Origin of the sequence: Kitasatospora sp. NPDC056273, from assembly GCF_042268845.1 — a bacterium.
Taxonomy (GTDB): Bacteria; Actinomycetota; Actinomycetes; order Streptomycetales; family Streptomycetaceae; genus Kitasatospora.
In genome coordinates this window covers 1-21,512 of the sequence record NZ_JBHJSJ010000081.1, presented here as the reverse complement: position 1 = coordinate 21,512, position 21,512 = coordinate 1, and the positions used below count along the sequence as shown (strand labels likewise).

The following is a 21,512-nucleotide window of genomic DNA, read 5'->3' as shown; positions in this document are numbered from 1 at the left end:
CCGGCCGCACCCCCGGACCATTCGGCCGCCCGCTCAGCCGGAGAGGCGCCCGGCCGCCTCCTCCTCGCTGAGCGCGTCGATCTCGGCGATCAGCAGCGCCTCGATCCGGGCCGCGAGGGCGGCCGGTGTGCTGCTCTCGAACACCTCGCGGATGGGGATGTCGAGTCCGATCCCGGCCCGGATCCGCGCGGCGACCCGGGTGACCAGGAGCGAGTCCCCGCCCAGCGCGAGGAAGTCGTCGAACACCCCGACCCGCGGCACGCCGAGGACCTCCTGCCACAGCTCGGTGACCAGCTGCTCGGCGTCGGTGCGCGGCGCGACGTAGCCCGACCCGGCGGCCGGCCCGGGGTCGGGCAGGGCCGCGAGGTCGGGCTTGCCGTTCGGGGTCAGCGGCAGCCGGGCCAGCGTGACGACGGCGTCCGGGACCATGTAGGCGGGAAGCCGTACGGCGAGGTGCTCGCGCAGCTCGGCCGGCCCGGGCTCGGCCCCCGGGCGCGGGACGGCGTACGCCAGCAGCCGCCGGCCGTCGCGGACCAGCACGGCGGCCTGCGCGACGCCCGGGTGCGCGGTCAGCGCGGACTCGATCTCGGCGGGCTCGATCCGGTAGCCGCGGAGCTTCAGCTGCGCGTCGCCGCGCCCCAGGAACTCCAGCCGGCCGTCCGCCCGCCACCGGGCCCGGTCTCCGGTGCGGTACATCACGCCGCCGGCGAAGGGGTCGGGCACGAAGGCCGTCGCGGTCAGGTCGGGCCGGCCCAGGTAGCCCCGGGCCAGGCCGCTGCCGCCGATGTACAGCTCGCCCTCGGAGCCCCGGGGCAGCAGTCCGCCGTGCTCGTCCAGCACGTGGAGCCTGACGCCGGGCAGCGGGCGGCCCAGCGAGGGCCGGCGGTCGGCGTCGGCGGCCGTCAGCTCGGCCGCGGTGACGATCACGGTGGCCTCGGTGGGGCCGTAGGTGTTGACGAGCCGGACCGCGTCCCCGTGCCGCCGGCGCCACCGGGCGACCGTACCGGCGCGCGCCTCGGAACCGCCGATGACCACCAGGCGCAGCGCGTCCGGCCAGCTGGTCCCGTCGTCCAGGCCGACGAGTTCCTCCCAGTACGCGGTCGGCAGGTCGAGCACGGTGACGGTCCGGCCGGCCGGACCGGCCAGCAGGTCGGGCAGGGTCCGGCCGCCGCCGGGCAGGAGCACCACGCACGCCCCGGCCGCGAGGGCCGGCCAGAGCTCCTCCACGTGGGTGTCGAAGCCGAGGGAGGCGAACTGGACGATCCGGTCGTCGGGGCCCAGCGCGTAGCCGTCCGGGCCCGCCATCCAGTCGACCCGGGCGGAGACCGCCGGGTGGTCGACCGCGACGGCCTTCGGCGCCCCGGTGGACCCGGAGGTGTAGAGGACGTAGGCGAGGGCCCGCGGGTCGGGCGGGGCGAGGTCGGCGGTCCCCGCCCCCGGCAGGTCCGTGCCGGTGAGGGTGAGGACGGCGTCGGCCTCCCGGACCATCAGGGCGCGGCGCTCCTCGGGGTGGGCCGGGTCGAGCGGGAGGTAGGCGGCACCGGCCTTCCAGACCGCCGTCAGGGCCACCACCAGGTCGAAGGAGGGCGCCATCGACACCGCGACCACCCGATCGGCCACCGGGCCGAGCCGGCGGGCCAGTTCGGTGGACCGCCGGTCGAGTTCGGCGTAGGACAGCGTCCGTCCGTCGCACTCCAGGGCCGGCGCGTCCGGTCGGGCGGCGGCCTGCTCGGCGAACCGCTCCAGCACCGTCCGTACGGCGGCCGGAGCGGCCGGGCCGGCCCCCAGGGCGAGCAGCGCCGCCCGCTCCTCGGCGCCGACGAACCAGTCGCCGTGCAGGGGGAGTTCCGGGTCCTCGACGATCCGCGCGTACAGCTCGCGGCACCGGTCGCCGAGCGCCTCGACGGTCCCCCGGTCGAACAGCTCGCGGTCGTAGCAGAAGGAGAGCGTGATCCCGCCGTCGGGGGTGCGCCAGCTGTCGAGCAGCAGGTCCGTCTTGGCCTGGTCGAAGCCGGAGTCCATGCCGGTCGTCCGGACGCCCTCGGGCAGGGCCGGCTCGCCGGAGCCGACCGCCAGGTCGTTCTGGCTCTGGTGGACGAAGACGGCCTGGTAGAGCGCTCCGGCTCCGGTGTCCGCGGGCAGGCCGAGGTGGGCGGCGAGCCGCTCGGCCGGGGCGTCGGGACGGCTCAGCGCGGCCAGCGCGGCGGACCTGGTCCGCTTCAGCACGGTGCGGAAGCCGGGCTCGCCGGTGAGGTCCGACCTGATCACCGCGGTGCGGTTGAAGTAGCCGAGCAGCGCCTCGTGCGCCGCCTCGGTACGGCCCGCCAGCGGGGTGCCGACCACGAAGTCCCGGCAGCCGGTCCAGCGCGCGAGCACGCTCTGGTAGCCGGCCAGCAGCACCATGAAGGGGGTGCACCGCTCCTGCCGGGCCGTCCGGTCGAGGGCGGCGGTCAGCTCGGGGCCGAGGTCGACGGTGACGAACCCGGCGGGTCTGGTGGGGCTGGACGGTCTCGGCCGGTCGAACGGGAGGCGCAGCGCTCCGGTGCCGGCGAGCCGGTCCGCCCAGAACCGGAAGGCCTCCTCGCCCGCCTCCCCGCCCGTCCTGGCGCGTTCGGCGCGGGCGAAGTCGCCGTACTGCAGGGCGAGTTCCGGCAGTTCCGCGGGCGCCTCGCCGATCGCCTCGCGGTAGAGGGCGAGCAGTTCGCGCCACATCGTACGGAAGGACCAGCCGTCGGCGACGATGTGGTGGACCACCACGCTGACCGCGTGTTCCCGCTCACCGGCGCTGATCAGGGTCGCGCGCAGCGGCGGCGCGGCGGCGAGGTCGAACGGCGCGTTGACGTACGGGCGGCAGGCGTCGGTGAAGTCCTGCTCGGTCGCGCCCTCGGGCAGGCGGATCGTGACCAGGTCGGTCGCGGCCGGGGGCTGGACCAGTTGGACGGGCTCCGCCTCGTCGGGTCCTTCGGGCGCGAAGCGGGTGCGCAGGATCTCGTGCCGGGCGGTCAGCCGGTCCAGCGCGGTGCGCAGGGCCCGGGGGTCGATCGGCCCGGTCCAGCGCCGGTTGAGGTACATGTTGAAGCCGGCGTCGTCCGGGTGGACCTGCTGGAGGAACCAGAGCCGGCGCTGTTCGGCGGTCAGCGGGTGGATGGCGGTGGCGGTGGTGGTCACCGGACGGTCACCTCGGTCTCGGAGCGGTGCGGGAGGGTGGGCGCGGCGGCGTCGGCGGCCCGGTCCTGGATGGTCTGGAGGCCGACCAGGTCGTCGGGCTCGGCGTCGGGGACGTCCCGGTCGAAGTGGCGCAGCACGGGCACGGCCAGGCAGACCAGCGCGAGGGCCGCCATGGCGAGGCCGAACAGCAGGTAGAGCAGTCCGATGCCGCGGCCGTCGCCGGTGCCGATGAGCCGCCCGACGCTGCCGGCGAGGGCGCCGTCGTGGTCCATCAGCGGCTGGAGGAGTCCGGGGCCGAACGGGGCGACCACGGCGAAGCCGACCGGCAGGGTCGACCAGGCGACCATGGTGTTCACGGCGATCACCCGGCCGTGGAAGCGCAGCGGCACCTTGGTCTGCACGATGGTCGCGTAGGCGCCGTTGAGCAGGGCGAGCGCGAAGGTCATGCCGAACGCGCCGAGGGCGACCGTCCAGATCGACGGGCGCAGCCCGGTGAGCAGGCAGGCCGCGGCGACCACCAGGGTGGCGAGCAGCACCCCGCGCAGCTTCCGGCGGCGCGGTCCGCCCCAGGCCACCAGCGTGATCCCGCCGAGCACGGCGCCGAGGCCGGCGGCCGTCGACACCCAGCCGGCCGCCGAGAGCGGGGCGAAGGAGAGCACGAGCGGGGTGGTGAGCAGGAACAGCGGGGAGAGGAAGACGTTCAGGACGGCGAAGTACAGCAGCATCGCGCGGAAGTGCCTGCTGCCCAGGGCCCGGCGGAAGCCTTCGCGGATCTCCGCGGCGATGCTCTCCCGGCGGGTGGAGCCCATCAGGTCGGGGAACCGGACGGCCAGGGTGACGGTGACCGCGACGGCGTAGCCGGCCACGTCGAGGGCGAGGATGCCGCCGAGTCCGATCGCGGCGAGCAGCCCGACGGCGAACAGCGGGACGAGGAACTGGGCGAGGCCGAAGGCCATCTGGACCACGCCGTTGGCGCGGCCGAGGTAACGCTTGGGGACGAGCTGCGGCACCGCCGCGTTCCAGGCGAGCCGTTGGAAGGAGAGGGCGGCGGACAGCACGGCGATGAGCGCGTAGGCGTGCCAGACCTGGAGGCCGCCGGTCGCGTACAGCAGGAGCAGGAGGGCCTGGGTGAGTCCGGCGGCGAGGTCGCCGAGGAGCATGGTCCGGCGCCGGTCCCCCCGGTCGACGACCGCGCCGGCGAGCGGGGCGGCGAGGATGCCGGGGACCAGGCCGCAGGCGGCCAGCAGTCCGAACTGGGCCAGGGAGCCGGTGCGCAGGTAGATCCAGACCGGGAGGGCGAACTCGGTGAGCGCCGATCCGATCATCGACACCTGCTGCCCGGAGGCGACGGTGAGGAAGCGGCGCATGGTGGGGCGGACGGACGCCCGGTCCCCGTCCGCGGCCGGCCGTTCGGCGTCCCGGGAGAGCCCGGCCAGCCACCAGGTCGCGCCGTCCGTGCGGCGGTGGCGGTCCTCCTCCCCCGCGGCGATCGACCGGTGGACGCCGGTGACGACGGCCGCGAGTTCGGCGGCCCGGTACTTGAGGTAGAAGTGGCCGGCCTCGTCGAGGACGACGACCGCCGTGGTGTCGGCGATCCGGTGCCACTCGCGGAAGCGCTCCTGGTAGAACTCGGTGGCCGGGTCGCGGTCGCCGCAGACCGCGATCACCGGGGCCTTGATCCGGCCGCCCCCGGTCGCGAACATCCGGGTGAAGTACCGTTCGACGTCCTTGGTGCCGGTACGGCGGTTGCGGACGATGAGCCGCAGCTGCTCCGGGTCCAGTTCGTCGGTGTCCAGGCCGGCGGCGGCCAGCCCGTTGATCATGTCCTGGTCGCTGCGCAGCCGGTCGAGGAGTTCGGCCCAGCGCTCCCCGACCGCCGCGCCGCGGCCCTTGGGCCGGGCGAAGGGGAAGATGCCGCCGAGGTGGACGGCGTCGATGTCGCGGCCGGCGGCCTCGACCCGGCGGGCGATCTCGACGGCGAGGCGCACGCCGACCCCGCAGTGCCCGTACAGCACGATCCGGCCCTCGACGTTCTCGAGGATCTCGCGGGCGCAGCGGTCGGCGACCTCGTCGACGTCCATCGGCTCCTCGCCGAGTTCGTGTCCGGGGACGGCGACGGAGTGCAGTGCCCAGTCCTCGGGCAGGGCGTCGGCGAGCGGTTTGTAGATGAGCGCGCTGCCGCCGCCGTAGGGCGTGCAGACGACGCTTCCGGTGGTGCGGCGCCGCTCGGGGGTGAGGCGGTGCAGCAGGCCCCGCGGCCCCCGGTCGGCGGCCGGGTCGGCGACGAGCGCGGAGAGTTGGCGGACGGTCGGGAAGCGGAAGAGGTCCATCACGCCGACGGGCGTCGGCAGGTCGGGGAAGGCGCGGCGCAGCCGGGCGACGACCTGGGTGGCGAGCAGCGAGTGCCCGCCGATCTCGAAGAAGTCGTCCAGGGCGCCGACCGTCGCGACGTCGAGCACCTCGGCCCAGATCGCGGCGATCAGCGTCTCGGTCGCGCCCTCGGGCTCCACCCGGCCGGCGGCCGGGGCGGCGTCCTCGGGTTCGGGCAGGGCCTTGCGGTCGACCTTGCCGTGGGCCAGCAGCGGCAGCCGGTCGAGGACGACGAACCGGGCGGGGACCATGTAGTCCGGCAGGACGGCGCCGAGCTCCGCGCGCAGTTCGGCGGGGGCGGGGGCGGTTCCGCCGCCCGGGCGTTCGAGGTAGGCGACGAGGTTCTGCCTGATCCCCTCGCCCCGGACGGTCACGAAGGCCTGGGTGACGCCGGGCAGCGCGGTGAGGGCGGCCTCGATCTCGCCGGGCTCGACCCGGTAGCCGCGGACCTTGATCTGGTCGTCGGCGCGTCCGAGGTACTCCAGCGTGCCGTCCGTCCGCCAGCGGGCCAGGTCGCCGGTGCGGTACATCCGGCCGCCGGTCGCGGCGAACGGGTCGTCGAGGAAGCGTTCCGCGGTCAGGTCGGGGCGGCCCAGGTAGCCGCGGGCGAGCCGGTGCCCGCCGAGGTGGAGCTCCCCGGTCACGCCGGGCGGTACCGGCCGCCGGGCGCCGTCCAGCACGTAGCAGCGCGCGCCCGCGAGCGGGGTGCCGATCGGCGTGTTCCCCGGGCCGTGGTCCTCCGGGTGGACTTCGTGGACGGTGACGCCGACCGTCGCCTCGGTGGGGCCGTAGTGGTTGAACACCGCGCACCGGCCGAGGCCGGCCAGGTCGGCGGCCCAGGCCCGGGACGAGGCCTCGCCGCCGAGCACCAGGGCCCGGTGCGGCAGCAGGCGCTCGAGCGGGGCGTCGGCGGACAGCGCGGCCAGGTGGGAGGGCGTCATCTTGAGGTAGTCGAGCCGCGACGCCTCGATGTGCCCGGCGAGTTCGGCGCCGGCGATGCGGCGGGGCAGCAGGTGGACCTGGCCGCCGGTGGTGAGCGCCAGGTAGAGCATCGTGATGCTGAAGTCGAACGACAGGGACTGCAGCAGGCCGTAGCGGGCACCGGGTTCGATCCGCAGCCGGTCCCGCACGCCGGCCAGGTAGTTGAGGATCTCGCGGTGCTGCACCGCGACGCCCTTGGGCTGCCCGGTGGACCCGGAGGTGTAGATGACGTACGCGAGGTGGTCGGGGCCGGAGGCCTCCGGGAGCGGCGCGTCGTCCGGGGCGCCGTCCGGTGCCGGGGCGGCGCGGTCCACGAGCAGCTCCGCGCCCCCGTACGCGGGGAACCGTTCCCGCAGCGCCGAGTCCGTCACCAGGACGCGCGCGTCGGCGTCCGCCACCAGGTGGGACAGCCGGGCGGGCGGCTGCTCCGGATCCAGTGGCAGGTAGCAGCCGCCGGCCTTCAGGACGGCGACCAGCGCGACCGCCAGGTCCGGCGACTGCTCCAGGCACACCGCCACCCGGTCGTCCGGCCGGACGCCCAGCGCCCGCAGCCGCCGGGCCAGGGCCGTCGCCCTGGTGTCGAGTTCGCGGTGGGTGACGGTGGCGTCCTCGAAGACCAGGGCCGGGCGGTCGCCCGCCTGCCGGGCCGCGGCGGCGAGCAGCGCGGTCAGCGTCCGGGGCCCGCCGTCGAGGAGGTCCGGGCCGGCCGCCCAGTGGTCGAGCACGTCGGCGCGCTCGGTCGCGGTCAGCAGCGGCAGGTCCTCGACGGGCCGGTCCGGATCGGCGGCGGCCGCGGTCAGCAGGACCTCGAAGCGCTCGGTGAGCCGGCGCACGGTGTCGGCGTCGAAGAGGTCGGTGCGGTAGGTGATCAGGCCGAAGAGCCCGCCGTCCTTCTTCTCCCGGAGGTAGAAGGCGAGGTCGGCGTGGCTGGTGGTGGCCGCGTGCCCGAATCCCTCCGCGGTGGCGGCGGGTGCGGCGGAGGCCGCGCGGTCGCCGTAGTTCTGGAAGGCGAAGGTCACCTGGAACACCGCCGAGCGGCTGACGTCCCGCTCGATGTCCAGGTCCGCGACCATCTGCTCGAACGGCACCTCCTGGTGGGTGTAGGCGTTCAGCGTCGTCTCCCGCACCCGGCCGACGAGCTGCCCGAAGGTGAGACCCTCCTCCAGCCGCGCCCGGATCGGCAGCATGTTGACGAACGCGCCGACCACGCCCTCCAGTTCGCGGTGGAGCCGGCCGGCCACGGCCGAGCCGACCGCGAAGTCCCGCTGTCCGGTGTGCCGGCCGAGCAGCGCCTGGAGCCCGGCCATCAGCACCATGTACGTCGACGCCCCGCGGGCGCGGGCGCACTCCGCGAGGGCGTGCACGAGCTCCGGGCTCCAGTGCAGTTCCACGGCCGCGCCGTCGTAGCCGAGCAGCGGCGGCCGGGGTCGGTCGGCGGGCAGCTCCAGGGCGGGGACGTCGGCGAGTTCGGTGCGCCAGTAGGCGCGGGAGTCGGCCAGGGCGCCGCTGTCCAGCCGGTCGCGCTGCCAGCGCGCGTAGTCCCCGAACTGCACCGGGAGCGGCGGGAGTCCGGCGTCGGCGCCGTGGGCGTACCGGGCGTAGAGCGCGTCCAGTTCGCGGTTGAGGATGTCGATCGACCAGCCGTCGCCGACGATGTGGTGCATGACCAGGGCGAGGACGTGGTCCTCGTCGGCGAGCCGGACCAGCAGGGCCCGCAGCAGGGGGCCGCTCGCGAGGTCGAAGGCTCTGGCGGCGAGCGCGCCGATCTCGTCCGCGGCTCTTCGTCCCGGGTCGGGGTCGTCGGAGGCGTCCACGAACTCGGCGGGGAACGGGCCCGGTTCGGCGACCAGGACCTCGGCCCTGCCGTCCTCCGTGACCGGGAAGGTCATCCGCAACCCCTCGTGGCGCTCCACCAGGGCGGCCAGGGCGGCGTCCAGCGCCGGGCGGTCCAGCGGCCCGCGCAGCCGCCGGGCCGGGGCGAGCGTGTACGCGGTCGCGCCGGGCGTGAACTGGTCCATGAACCAGAGCCGTTCCTGTCCGCTGGACAGTGGCGGCGCGCTGTCCGCAGGGCGGGGCTCGACCACCCGCACCGGGGCCGCGGCGCCCCGCAGGCGCTGGGCGAGGAGGGATCGTTTGGCGGCGGACCAGTCTGCGGGCAGGTCCCGGGTGTCGGTCATCGGCAGTCCATTCGGGCGTGGAGCGGGGCGGTCGCGGAAGGGCGGTCGGCGGCGGTCAACGCCGCTCTCGCACGACGGCGGCCAGGGCGGCCGGGGTGGAGGCGTCGAAGAACAGGTCGAAGTCGAGTTCGACCCCGAACGCGGCGCGGATCCGGGCGGTGATCTGGATGATCGTCAGCGAGTGTCCGCCGAGGTCGAAGAGGTCGTCCTCCGGGCCGATGCCGGAGGCGCCCAGGACCTCCTCCCAGATCGCCAGGACGCCCGCGGTGACCTCGTCGGCCGCCACGGGACCGGCCGCGGCGGTGCGCGGCGGGGCGGGCAGGGCCCGCCGGTCGAGCTTGCCGCTCGCCGTGAGCGGCAGGCGGTCGAGGGCCACGAACTGCCGGGGCACCATGACCGCGGGGAGGGTGCGCAGCAGGTGGTCCCGCAGGTCCGCGTCGGACGGCGGTTCGCCGCCGGGTGCGGCCACCCGGTAGCCGACGAGCGCGGGGTCCCCCTCGGCCTGCCCGCACACGGCGACGGCGGCCGCGGCGACCGCCGGGTGGTCGAGCAGCGCGGCCTCGATCTCGCCCAGTTCGATCCGGTGGCCGCGGATCTTCACCTGGTCGTCGATCCGGCCGTGGAACTCCAGTTCGCCGTCCGGCGTCCACGCCGCGAGGTCACCGGTGCGGTACATCCGGCCGCCGGTTCCGGCGAACGGGTCCTCGACGAAACGTTCCGCCGTCAGCTCGGGGCGGCCCCGGTAGCCGTCCGCGACGCCGTCACCGCCCAGGTGGAGCTCGCCGGGGATCCCGATCGGCAGCGGCCGGCCGTCCGCGTCCAGGACGTACGCCCGGGTGTTGGCGACCGGCCCGCCGATCACCACGGCCTCCGGTCCGGCCGGGACCTCGGCGCAGGTCGCGTAGATCGTCGCCTCGGTCGGGCCGTACCCGTTGATCAACCGCTGGAGGGAGCCGCGGAGTTCGCGGGCCAGCGGCAGCGGCAGGGCCTCCCCGCCGACGATCCCGGTCAGCCCGGCCGGCAGCGGCCCGGCGCTGAGCAGCACGCGCCAGCCCGCGGGGGTCGCCTGGAGGTGGGTCACGCCTTCGCGCCGGACCAGCCCGACCGTGCCGGGCGCGTCCAGCGCGGCGCCCTCCGGTGCGAGCACCAGCCGGCCGCCGGTGACCAGCGGCAGCAGGATCTCCAGCCCGGATATGTCGAAGGAGAGCGAGGTCAGGCCGAGCCAGACGTCCCCGGGGCCCGAGCCCAGCCGTTCGGCGAAGGAGGTCAGCAGGTTCACCAGCGCCCGGTGCCCGATCTCCACCCCCTTGGGCCGCCCGGTCGAGCCGGAGGTGTACAGCACGTAGGCGAGGTCGCCGGGCGGGGTGGGCGCCGCCGCGGACCCCGGCTCGGCGCGGGCGCTCCCGAGCCGGAGGACGGCCGGCGCCGCCGCCACCACGTCGGGGGCGGGCTCCCGGTCGGCGACCAGCAGGGCAGCGCCGGAGTCGGCGAGCACGAAGGCGAGCCGCTCGGCGGGGTGCCCGGGGTCGAGCGGCAGGTAGGCGGCCCCGGCGGCGTGCACCGCGAGCAGGACGGCGGGCAGGTCGGCGGAGCGCTCCAGGTGCAGGGCGACGACGTCGCCCCGGCCGACCCCGGCCCCGCGCAGGACGGCGGCCAGTTCCTCGGTCCGCGCCACCAGCGCCCGGTAGGTCAGCCTCGCGGCGCCCGCGCTGACGGCGGGGGCGTCCGGCGTCTCGGCGGCCCGCTCCCGCACCAGGTCCAGCACGGTGCGCTCGCGCGGGTAGGAGCGGGCGGTGGCGTTCCACCCGTCCGTCACCAGGTACCGCTCCTCCGCGCCCAGCACCGGCAGGGCGCTCAGCGGCGCCTCGGGCGTGGCCGTCGCGGCTTCCAGCAGCGCCGTGTAGTGCCCGGCGACGCGGTCCGCGGCGTCCGGCGACAGGACCGCCGGGGCGTACTGGAGCGAGAACGCGAGCCCGTCGGCGGTGTCGACCGCCTGGAGGTGCAGGGTGTTGCGGGCGGCGCCGTTGAACACCGTGCGGTCCACCCGGACGGTGCTCCCCGGGAACACCGGGTCCACGGCGCGGGCGCGCCGGTAGCCGAACGACACGGGGGCCAGCCCGGCGCGCGGCGTGAGGCCGCCGACGGCCGCGCCGAAGGGCACGGGGCGGAACGGGTACCCGCCGCGGGCCTCGGCGCGCACGGCCCGGGCGTACTCGGCGAAGGACGTCCCGGTGCCCACCCCGGCCGGGGCGTGCACCGGCAGCTCGTTGACGAACAGCCCGATCTCCCCGGCCTGTTCGGGCGTCCGGACGGACAGCGGCACGGAGACCGGGACGGCCTCGCCGCCGTAGCGCAGCAGCAGTGCGTGCAGTGCGGCGAGCAGGAACTCGAAGACCGTGACGCCGCAGCGCTCCGCGGCCTCGGCCACGGCGGCCCGGCCGCGCGCGTCCGTCCGCCACGTGTCGCAGGCTCCGGAGGCCGGGGCGGTGACGGCGTGCGGCAGTCCCGGGAGGACGGGCTCGGTCGCCGCGGCCCACCGCGGGCCGTACCGGTCCGCCGCCCGGCGGACGAGGTCGGGGTCGAGCGGGACCGGGGGCGTGGACGGGGGCGTGGACGGGCTCCGGTCGGCGGCCGGGGCGGGCCCACCCAGGGCCTGCGCGTAGGCCGCGGCGAGGTCCGCCACCAGGACGTCCTTCGACTCCCCGTCGAAGACCGCGTGGTGCACGACGGCGAGCAGCTCCGCCGCCTCACCGCGGCCTCGGTAGAGGGTGAACCGCGCCAACGGGCCCGCCTGGAGGTCCAACGGGCGGGCCGCGTCCTCGGCCAGCCGCTTCTCCCGGCTCTGCGCGCAGTCCTCGGAGGCGTCGACCACGTCGAGGACCGGGGCGGTGCCGGGCTCCGCGACGAGGCTCCCGCCGCGCTCCACGAACACCTGGGACAGCACGGGGTGGCGTGCCGTCACCGTCGAGACGGCACGGGCGAGGGCGTCGGCGTCGACCCGGTCGAAGGAGAGCAGGACGGGCATGTGGAACACCCCGTGGTGGCCGCCGAGGCGCTCGGTGACCCAGATGCCCCGCTGGAAGGGCGAGGCGTGCGGGGGGAGGGAGTGTGGCATGTGCGGCTCGATTCGGCAGTCGGTGAATGGTGCGTTCCCCGTGGCCGGGCGCCGACGTGGCCGACGCCGCGGATGCTCTGGCGACGCGGCCGACGGGCCGCCCCCCGGCCTCGACCTGCCCGGCCCGCAGATCCCCCCTGCGCACCGCCGGAGCGCCGTCGGTCCTCTCCCCGTCGAAGAGGCCGATCATGGTCCAGACCTGCCGAGAGGTTGGCAGAGAAGCCCTGCGCCGTCAAGGGTCGTTCCGACCCGTAGGAAAGACGTCATGAACGCGTCCAACCTGCGGGAATGCGACCACGGGGGCGGGCTTCTGATCGTTCGTCATCGTCTCAACGGGCAGCCGCTCCCGCCGTCGGCCTCCGGACCCCCGGAGCCCTCGCCGAATCGGGTCCGGGCCGTCGCCGCATCAGCTGAGCGCCCGTCGCCGGAGCGGCCCCGCAGCCGCCGCCGGATCAGCCCCGGGGCCCGCCGATTCGACCCCGGGGAGCCGCCGAATCAGCCGAGCGGGCGGCAGAGCAGCGCGGCCGGGGCCCCGTACTGGAGGCGCTGCCAGGTGGACGCGACGCCGGCCAGGTACTCACCGTCCGCGCACTGGCCCTTGTAGCGGCCCGGCGCCCAGTCGCTCGCCACCGAGCCGCCGGTGGCGGGCCGGTTGTCGCCCCGGTCGAACCAGACCGTGCGGCCGGTCAGCGGCAGCGGACCGGCCGCCGGGGCGCAGAGCAGGGCGGCCACGGCGTTGGCGCGCACGCTGTAGCCGACCGCGAGGCTGCGGTCGGGGCACTGGAGCTTGTCGTAGCCGGACGCCCAGTCCCCCGCGGTGACGTAGCGCCCGTCGGTGACGGTGGTCCAGTCGCCGCCGCCGGCGGCCGGCTCGCCCGCGTCGGTGCACAGGGCCCGGCTGTCGCCGCGGGCGAGGGCGGTCAGCCGCAGGCCGTCCGGGCAGTCGCCCTTGCGGTTGCCGGGGCTCCAGTCCGGGCGGGCCAGCATCCGCCGGGAGAGGACCTGGTCGGCGTGGTCGAGGGCGAGCATGCTCCAGTGGTCGACGGCGGGCACCGGGCCGCTCGCGGCCGGCGCGCCGACCAGCCGGGTCCAGTCGGCGGCCCGCCAGTCGCCGGGGTCGGTGAGGCCGGTCCGGGTGCCGTCCGGGCCGTAGGAGAGCAGCGCCCAGCTGTCCTGCGGCCGCCCGGCGGCGTCGGCCCAGCCGACCAGCGGCCAGACGGCGAAGTCGGTGTCGCCGCGCACCAGGATGTCGGTGAACGCGTGCAGCCAGGCCTGCTCCTTGGCGTCGGTCGAGCCCCGGCCGCCCGCGCCGAACTCGCTGATCCACACCGGGGCGGTGAAGTGCTGCCCGGCCCGGGTGACGAACAGGGCCTGGTCGTCCACCACCTGGGCGAGCTGTTCGGGGGTGAAGTCCTGGTAGCGCGGGTCACTGGTGGATCCCGGGCCGCTGCCGGCGCCGGTGTTGGCCGGGCCGGTGTAGCCGTAGAAGTGCGCGGCGTAGACCAGCTTGCCGGAGTCGATCAGGGTGTGGGAGAGGTTGCGCACGGGGGTGAGCATCGGGCGGCCGTGGCTGAACCCCGCGGCGGGGATGCCGTACCAGTTGATGCCCTCCATGACGACCAGCAGGTCCGGGTCGGCCCGCAGGATGCGGTTGCCGGCCTCCTCGAAGGCGGCGTACTCGTCGTGGGCGTCGCCGAGGCCCCAGTTGGGGTCGTCCCAGACGTCCCGGCGGACCTCGTTGCGCAGGTCGACGCCGACCACCCGCTTGTCGGCCTTGTAACGGTTCACCATGAACAGCCAGTCGTCCTCCCACTGCGCGGTGGACTGGCCGCTGTTCCAGCGCTCGTTGCCGTCCAGGCCGCAGCAGAAGCGGTAGCTGGTGGTGTGGTTGTTGAGGATCACCGCGAAGCCGTCGGCGGTCAGCGCGGCCACCACGGCGTCGAACACCTGGAGCGGGGTCCGGCCGCGCAGCTGCGGGTTGGCGGCGACGGCGGAGTCCGGCACGGGGGCGGTGTCGTGGATCATCGCGTTGGCGAACGGCAGCCGGACGCTGTTGAGGCCCAGCCCGTGGAAGTCGGCCAGCAGCCGGGCCACCGGCACCCGGTCCAGGCCCAGCGGGAGGTTGTGCGACACCTGTCCGGCCTGGTTGTTCGCCGGGTCGTCGGCGTTCCCGCTGCCCTGCCAGGTGCCCTGGGCACCAGCCCAGTTGGCGGCCTTCAGCTTGAAGCGGTCGCCGTCGGCGTCGACGATGTAGCGCCCCCGGGTGCTCAGCGGGCCGGTCCAGGACGCGGCGAGCCGGGCCCCGGCTCCGCCGTCCGGCGCCGCGATGCCGGGGCCCGCCGCCAGCACGGCGAGCACCGGCAGGGCCGCGACCAGGGCGAGCAGGCGCGCCGCGAGACTCTTCATCGTCATCCCCGCTGTGGTGAGGTGGCTCGGGCCGTCACCCGGCGCTCGGGCGCGCCGTCGGCGAGAACGACAATATGACGGAACCTCATGTTCCGGGAGGGTGCGTACGGCGGCGCTTCCCCGGCGGCCCCGGCCTCAGTCCTCGCTGTCCTCCCCCGGGCCGTCCTCGGCGCGCTGGTCCTCGGTGCGCCCGGCCCGCCAGTAGCCCATGAAGCAGACCGCGCGCCGGTCCATCCCCCGCTCGCCGACCAGGTGGCGGCGCAGCTCGCGCACCGAGGCCGCCTCGCCCGCGATCCAGGCGTACGGCCGCCCGTCCGGCAGGTCGGCGGCGCGCACCGCCCCGGTGAGGCCCGGCGCGCCGGAGCGGCGGTGGAGCCAGACGGTCTCGACCCCGGCGCGCTGGGCCGGGAGGTAGGCCTCCTCGGCCGGCCCGTCCACCTCGGCGAAGACCCGGACCGGCAGGTGCGCGGGCAGTTCCTCCAGGATGGCGGCGATGGCGGGCAGCGCCGACTCGTCCCCGGCCAGCAGGACCCAGCCGGGATCGGCGGGCAGCCGGAACTCCACGCCGCCCGCCTCCTCGACGGCCGGTCCGCAGACCACCACCCGGTCGCCGGGCGCGGCCGTGGCGGCCCACCGGGAGCCCGGGCCGAGGTCCCCGTGCACGGCGATGTCGATGTCGATCTCGTCGGGGTCGCGGCGCTGGCCGCGAACGGTGTAGGTGCGCAGCACCGGGCGCATCCGCGGGTCGGCCTCCCGCCAGCTCTGGTACCAGCCGAAGTCGCCGTCGCCGGGCGGGATCAGCGGCTCGGACTGCCCGGGGAGCGGCAGCAGCAGCTTGATCCGCTGGTCGAGGCCGCCGTTGACGAACCCGGCGAGGCTCTCACCGGTGAGCGTGACGCGGACCAGGTGCGGGGTGAGCGTGGCGGTGCGGGCGACGCGCAGGGGGAAGAGCGCGAAACGGGCGGGAGCGGTGACGGTGGACAGGGCGGGCTCCTTCCAGCGAACGGGCGGACGCCGCGGCCGTGCCGGTCCGTACGTCCTCGACGCGCACCGCAGCTTAGGTGAGGCTAACCTAAACTCCGCGTCGTGGACAGCCGCCCTGGCTCACCGCCCTGGTCCGCCGTCAGTCGCCGCTCCCGTCAGTCGCCGCTCCCGGCCGCCACCGGGTCGGTGATGCCGCCGGGCGAGGCCTCGCCCCGGACGTCCCAGCCGGCCAGGCGGGCCGCGGGCTCGTAGACGGACTCGTAGAAGTCCAGCACCACGGCACGCGCGTCCTCCCGGCCGCGGACCTCGTCGTACGGCAGGACCGCCAGGTGGCTGCCGCTGCGCTCGACCCAGCGGGCGGCACCGGGCCGGAGCGGGCTGTCGGCCAGGCCGGCGGGCTCGGGGGCCGCGTAGGAGTAGAAGGCCGGGTTCGGGAAGGAGTCGTCGCCGAACCAGAAACCGGAGCTCACGACCTCGCGGGAGTAGGCCTCGCGGGTCACCGGGTCGACGGTCCGCGGCTGTTCGATCACCCGCCCGGAGAACCGGGTGACGGCGATGTCGAAGGTGTGCCAGAAGTGGTGCACCGGGCTGATCTTCCCGCAGAAGCCGGCGGCGAACTCCTCCAGGAGCAGGTTGACCTGGCTCAGCACCTGCCAGTAGCGGTTGACCCAGAACGGGTCGTAGGCGGCGTGCTCGGTGTCCTCGGTGAACGGCCGGCCGGCGTCGGGCAGGTCGAACGGGAACGGGTGCGAGACCGTGACCGGCACGCCGACCGCCGCGAGGGAGTCGAGCGTACGGCGGTAGAACGACGCCACGGACTGCCCGGTGAGCGGGAACGAGGCCGTGCGGCCGTCCGAGGAGGAGACCACCAGCCGGTGGTCGACGAAGTCGAAGTCGACGCAGAAGGTCCCGCCCCCGTCCAGCACCGCCATCGGGCGGGTGGTGATGCCGCGCCCGGTGAGGTGGTAGGGGACGTTCCACCAGTGGTTGCGCCGCACGCTGCACGCCAGGCGGATCTTGCCGACGACCTGGGCGAAGCGGTGGACCGTTGCCTTGGAGTCCTGCCACTGGGCCAGCGGGATCGGGGGGAACAGCTCCATGGGGGCCACGCTAGGCCGGTGGGGGCCGCCCCGCATCCGCACCCGGGCGTCGCACGGCCTCGGCCGGCGCGCCCCGCCGAGGGACGCGCCGGCCTCGGTCCGACCTTGTTCCGGACCCGTCAGAGGGCGCGCGCCCTCGTCCAGGCGGCCTCGCGCAGCAGCCGCAGCCCGTTGAGGCCGACGATGACGGTCGAGCCCTCGTGGCCGAGCACGCCCAGCGGCAGCGGGAGGGTGGCGACCAGGTCCCAAACCACCAGGGCGGTGATGAACACCGAGGCGATCACCAGGTTCTGCACCACGAAGGACCGGGCCCGCCGGGAGAGCGCCACCACGGCCGGGACGGTGGCCAGTTCGTCACGGACGATCACCGCTTCGGCGGTCTCCAGCGCCAGGTCGGAGCCGGCCCGGCCCATCGCGATGCCGGTGTGGGCGGCGGCCAGCGCGGGCGCGTCGTTGACGCCGTCGCCGATCACCAGCACCTTCCGTCCGGCCGCCTCCCGCTCGCGGACGGCGGCGACCTTGTCCTGCGGCAGCAGCCCGGCCCGGACGTCGGTGATGCCGACCTCGGCGCCCAGGTGGGCGGCCGCGCGGGGGTTGTCGCCGGTGAGCAGCATCGGCGCGGTACCCGTGAGGGCCGTCAGCGCGGTGACGGTGGCGGCGGCGTCCGGGCGCAGCCGGTCGGCGATGCCGAGCACGCCGACCGGGACACCGTCCGCCTCGACCAGCACGGCGGTGCGGCCGGCCTCCTCCAACTCGGCCGCCAGCGCGGCGGCTTCGGCGCACGCGGCGTCGGTACGGCCGTTGATCAGCCGCGCGGGCGCGCCGACCGCGACCACCCGGCCGTCGACGGTGGCGGTGACGCCGACGCCGGGGGTGGAGCCGAAGTCCTCGGCGGCGGCCGGGGTCAGGCCGCGGTCGCGGGCGGCGTCGACGACGGCGCGGGCGAGCGGGTGCTCGCTGGGGTGCTCGGCCGCGGCCGCCAGCGCCAGCAGCTCCGCCTCGGCGAGGCCGGAGCCGGTGAGCGGCCGGAGGTCGGTGACGCGCGGGGTGCCCTCGGTGAGGGTGCCGGTCTTGTCGAGGGCGACGGCGTCGACCTGGCCCAGACGCTCCATCACGACGGCGGACTTGACCAGGACGCCGTGCCGTCCGGCGTTGGCGATGGCGGAGAGCAGCGGCGGCATGGTGGCCAGCACCACCGCGCACGGGGAGGCGACGATCATGAAGGTCATCGCCCGCAGCAGCGAGCCGGTGAAGGCCGCGCCGAAGGCCAGCGGGACGGCGAAGACGGCCAGGGTGGCGGCCACCATGCCGAGCGAGTAGCGCTGTTCGACCTTCTCGATGAACAGCTGGGTGGGCGCCTTGGTCTCGGAGGCCTCCTCGACCAGCTGCACGATCCGGGCGATCACCGTGTCGGAGGCGTCCCGCTCGACCCGCAGCCGCAGCGCCCCGGTGCCGTTGAGGGTGCCGGCGAACACCTCGTCACCGGGCTGCTTGGCGACCGGCAGCGGCTCGCCGGTGATGGTGGCCTGGTCGACCTCGCTCGCGCCGTCGAGCACCCGCCCGTCGGCACCGATCCGCTCGCCGGGCCGGACCAGCACGGTGTCCCCGACGGCCAGCCGCTCGGTGGGCACGGTCTCCTCGCCGCCGTCGGGCAGCAGCCGGGTCGCGGTGGCCGGGGCGAGGTCGAGCAGTCCGCGCACCGAGTCGGCGGTACGGGCGGTGGCCAGCGCCTCCAGGGCGCCGGAGGTGGCGAAGATGACGATCAGCAGCGCGCCGTCCATGACCTGCCCGACGGCGGCGGCGCCGAGCGCGGCCACGATCATCAGCAGGTCGACGTCGAGGGTCTTCTCCCGCAGCGCCTGGAGCCCGGCCCAGCCGGGTTCCCAGCCGCCGGTGGCGTAGGCGAGGGCGTACAGCGGGCCCCAGGTCCAGGCGGGGGCACCGGTCAGCTGGAGCGGCAGCGCGACCAGGAAGAGCACCGTCGCGGCGGCGGCCCAGCGGGCCTCGGGCAGCGACAGCACCCGGGTGCGCCGCCGGGGCGCGGTGTCCGGACGCGGCGCGCCCGGGGACGCGGGGCGCTCGGTCAGGGTGGTGGAGGACATGGCGGACGGGACCCTTCGGGGCAGGCCTGGGCAGGGCGGGGCCGGTGACTCACTCACGATACATGAACATATGAAGGCCCCTTCATCTATCAGTTGTAGTATTGCCCGCATGGGTCATGGAGCCACCCCCGCCACCGCCGTCCCGCACACGCGCCTGGACGCCACCAGCGCTGCCCGGGTGGCCACCACCCTGCAAGCCCTGGCCACACCCTCCCGGCTGCTGATCCTCTCCCGGCTGCGCGAGGGCCCCTGCGCCGCCACCGAGCTCGCCGCCGAGGTCGGCCTGGAGCAGTCCGCCTGCTCCCACCAGCTGCGCCTGCTGCGCAACCTCGGCCTGGTCATCGGCCGGCGCAACGGCCGCCAGGTCGTCTACGCGCTCTACGACAACCACGTCGCCGCGCTGCTCGACCAGGCCGTCTACCACATCGAGCACCTGCGCCTGGGACTCAGCGACGCCGACGACCCCCAGGACCCGGACGAGCCGGTCGGCACCGCCACCCGCTGAGCACCACGGGCCCGCCCGCGTCGTCCGCTCGCAGCCGTCCTCGGCCGCCCCCAACCGTTCTCAGCCGGACGCGTCGGGAACCGGCCTCCGGGACACCTCGGGACCGATCCGCACCCGCCGGGCCAGCAGGTCCGCGAAGGCCACGGTGAGCGGGTCGGGACGGGTACGGGTGTACGCCGTGAGGGTGCGCAGGACCGGGGGGTCCGGGCGCAGCAGCGCGCCCTCGAAGTGGGCTGGCACGATGTCGGCCGGCACCAGGGCGGGCCCGAGCCCCGCCGCGGCCAACAGCGGTGCGGCAGAGGTCTGTTCGGCGCGGATCGCCGCCCTGGGATGGAAACCCGCCCGGGCGCAGACCTGGTCGAGCAGGTCGGCGAGCCCGTTGTCCGGGGCGTAGTGGACCCAGTCGCGGTCGGCGAGTTCGGCCAGGCCGACCGTACCGGCGGGACGGTCGGCCAGCGGGTCCTCGGCGGGCAGCACCACGGTGAACTCCTCGACGCCGAGTTCCCTGATCGGCCCCTCCCAGCCGGTGGGCACCGGGCCGATGGCGAGATCGGCGCGCCCCTCGGCCATGGCCTCCCGGAGCCGGTCGGCGTGGGCGTACTCGCGCAGCCGGATCCGCACGCCGGGGTGCAGGCGGCGCCAGTCCCGCAGCACGGGCGGCAGGACGCCGAGGCTCACCGAGTAGACGACGGCGACCTCCAGCTCGCCCTCCTCCAGGCCGGCCGTCCGGCGGGCCGCCGCGTGCAGGCGTTCGGCCTCGGCCAGCGCGGCGCGGGCGTGCGGCAGGACCGCCCGGCCCGTCGGGGTGAGCCGTACGGCGCGCGGCAGGCGCTCCAGCAGCGGGCCGCCGAGGGCGACCTCCAGGGCGCGGATCTGGTGGGAGAGGGCGGGCTGGGTGACGTGCAGCTGTTCGGCCGCCCGGGTGAAGGATCCGGTGTCGACCACGGTGGCCAGATATTCGAGCTGTCTGAGCGTCGGCATTGCCATGAACAGATTTTATCGCTGCGGTAGATAACAAGCCTTGGACTCATCACCGCTGGTCGGGAGAGGGTCGTGGTGCGGCCGCCGACGGGAAGCAGCGGGCGGCCGATCCCCCGATGATTCGAAGGAGTTCCGCCATGTCCGACACCACCTCCCTCCAGGGTCAGCGACTCGTCGTGGTCGGTGCGGGTTCACGCACCGGCCAGGCCCTCGCCAAGGCCGCCTCGGCGGACGGCGCCACCCTCGTACTGGCCGGCCCGGACCCGCGCAAGCTGGAGTGGACGGCCGGGGAACTGTCCGGGCCGTCCGAGGTGATCGCCCTGGACATCGCCGACGAGCGGTCCATCGCCGACTTCGCCGCCCGGGCCGGCCGCTTCGACCACCTCGTCTCGACCGCCGCGATGCCGGCCAACGGCCCGCTGCGGGATCTCGAAGCGGCCGACGTCCAGCGGGCGTTCGCGGCGAAGGTGATCGGCCCGCTGCTGCTGGCCAAGCACCTGGCCGGGCAGGTCTCCGCGAGCGGCTCGTTCACCTTCTTCTCCGGCGTGGCCGCGTGGCGTCCGGCGCCCGCGCGCACCGTGATGGCCACCACCAACGGCGCACTGGCCTTCCTGGTGCAGGCGCTGGCGGTGGAGATCGCGCCGGTCCGGGTCAACGCGGTCTCCCCCGGCATCGTCGACACCGGCTCCTGGGACGGCCTGGGCGCCGACAAGGAGGCGTTCCTGCGCGGGGTCGCCGAGCGCAACCCGGCCCGACGCGTCGGCACCCCGGAGGACCTGGTCAAGGCCGTCCGCTACGCCATCGACAACCCGTACGTCACCGGCACGGTGCTCCACGTCGACGGTGGCGGCCGGCTCGCCTGACCTCCGGCCCGCCGCGGCCGACGCGGTGTCACCCCTCCCCCGGCACGCCCGCACCCGCGGGCGTGCCCACCCCGATCCGAGGAACCGGTCCCATGAACTCGCGCACCCTGATCCGCACCACCGCCGTCCTCGCGACGGTGATCGGCCTGGCGGCCGGCACCGTGGCGGCCGCCCCCGCCCGCGACACCGGCCGCCACGACTCCGCACACGACTGGCCACAGCGCCTGATCGACCGTTCGCCCGACCTCGTCCAGCCGAAGGCCCTCACCGTGGACCACTCGATCGGCGCCCGGCGCGCCGCCCAGGAGGTCCACCTGGCACAGCAGTTGTACACGTTCTGGAACACCGGGCAGCAGCGCTACCTGGACGCGGCGATCAGCCCGCACTTCCGGGACAACACCCTGCCGCCCGGCCGTCCGCAGGGCCCCGCCGGGCCGCTCCTCGCCTCGGATAGCTTCCGCGCCGCGGTGCCGGACCTGACCTGCGAACTCTCCGACCTCCTGGTCACCGGCGACAGGATCACCGCCCGCCTGGTCTTCCGCGGCCACTTCACCGGCACCTTCGACGGCGTGCGGGGCCAGGGCCAGAGCGTCGACTTCAACGCCATCGACATCCAGCACGTCGGCACCGACCGGATCACCGAGGACTGGCACATCGAGGACAACACCGCCCTGCTGGCCCAACTGGGCGTTCGTGCCTGACGCCGCCCGGTCCCTGACGGCCCGCCGGCGCCCGGCGGCTCCTCGCCGAGGAGCCGCCG

General features: G+C 75.5%; 11 protein-coding genes. 3 read left to right on the top strand and 8 right to left on the bottom strand.

From position 1 onward, the window contains the following. Window positions 1–33: 33 nt before the first annotated feature. From ACFCY1_RS38550 to ACFCY1_RS38520, 7 genes are all read right to left on the bottom strand, one after another. Window positions 34–3,168, bottom strand: coding sequence for an amino acid adenylation domain-containing protein (locus tag ACFCY1_RS38550; RefSeq protein ID WP_375877543.1), 3,135 nt, complete (start codon window positions 3,166–3,168; stop codon window positions 34–36). Continuing rightward, window positions 3,165–8,696: an amino acid adenylation domain-containing protein gene (locus ACFCY1_RS38545; protein WP_375877542.1), complete on the bottom strand. Its 5,532-nt coding sequence runs from the start codon at window positions 8,694–8,696 to the stop codon at window positions 3,165–3,167. Before ACFCY1_RS38545 ends, ACFCY1_RS38550 begins: the two co-directional genes overlap by 4 nt. A 55-nt stretch (window positions 8,697–8,751) precedes the next feature. Continuing rightward, window positions 8,752–11,811, bottom strand: coding sequence for an amino acid adenylation domain-containing protein (locus ACFCY1_RS38540; RefSeq protein WP_375877541.1), 3,060 nt, complete (start codon window positions 11,809–11,811; stop codon window positions 8,752–8,754). Window positions 11,812–12,306: 495 nt separating this feature from the next. Beyond that, the gene (locus tag ACFCY1_RS38535) at window positions 12,307–14,223 is read right to left on the bottom strand and encodes a glycoside hydrolase family 5 protein (protein WP_375877540.1); all 1,917 of its coding nucleotides are present in this window, start codon (window positions 14,221–14,223) and stop codon (window positions 12,307–12,309) included. Window positions 14,224–14,352: 129 nt separating this feature from the next. Further along, complete coding sequence (locus ACFCY1_RS38530) at window positions 14,353–15,159, bottom strand: siderophore-interacting protein (protein ID WP_375877550.1); 807 nt, start codon at window positions 15,157–15,159, stop codon at window positions 14,353–14,355. A 197-nt stretch (window positions 15,160–15,356) separates the two neighbouring features. Next, complete coding sequence (locus ACFCY1_RS38525; RefSeq protein WP_375877539.1) at window positions 15,357–16,301, bottom strand: DUF5996 family protein; 945 nt, start codon at window positions 16,299–16,301, stop codon at window positions 15,357–15,359. A gap of 119 nt (window positions 16,302–16,420) precedes the next feature. Next, window positions 16,421–18,403 carry a heavy metal translocating P-type ATPase gene (locus ACFCY1_RS38520; RefSeq protein ID WP_375877538.1) on the bottom strand — a complete coding sequence of 661 codons (1,983 nt, stop codon included), beginning with the start codon at window positions 18,401–18,403 and terminating at the stop codon, window positions 16,421–16,423. 109 nt (window positions 18,404–18,512) lie between these two features. Between ACFCY1_RS38520 and ACFCY1_RS38515 the strand changes: the two genes are divergently transcribed. Next, window positions 18,513–18,908 (top strand): ArsR/SmtB family transcription factor, encoded by a 396-nt coding sequence (locus ACFCY1_RS38515; RefSeq protein WP_375877537.1) that lies wholly within the window; start codon window positions 18,513–18,515, stop codon window positions 18,906–18,908. A gap of 60 nt (window positions 18,909–18,968) precedes the next feature. Here ACFCY1_RS38515 and ACFCY1_RS38510 read toward each other — a convergent pair whose 3' ends face one another. Continuing rightward, entirely contained in the window at window positions 18,969–19,889 is a 921-nt protein-coding gene (locus tag ACFCY1_RS38510) for a LysR family transcriptional regulator (protein ID WP_049657848.1), read from the bottom strand. Between the two features lie 137 nt (window positions 19,890–20,026). On the opposite strand from ACFCY1_RS38510, the gene ACFCY1_RS38505 reads away from it, so the two are divergent. Together ACFCY1_RS38505 and ACFCY1_RS38500 are read left to right on the top strand one after the other, a co-directional pair. Further along, window positions 20,027–20,752, top strand: a complete 726-nt coding sequence (locus ACFCY1_RS38505; protein ID WP_049657846.1) for an SDR family oxidoreductase — start codon at window positions 20,027–20,029, stop codon at window positions 20,750–20,752. Window positions 20,753–20,844: 92 nt separating this feature from the next. After that, complete coding sequence (locus ACFCY1_RS38500) at window positions 20,845–21,453, top strand: ester cyclase (RefSeq protein ID WP_049657844.1); 609 nt, start codon at window positions 20,845–20,847, stop codon at window positions 21,451–21,453. The last annotated feature ends 59 nt before the right edge of the window (window positions 21,454–21,512 follow it).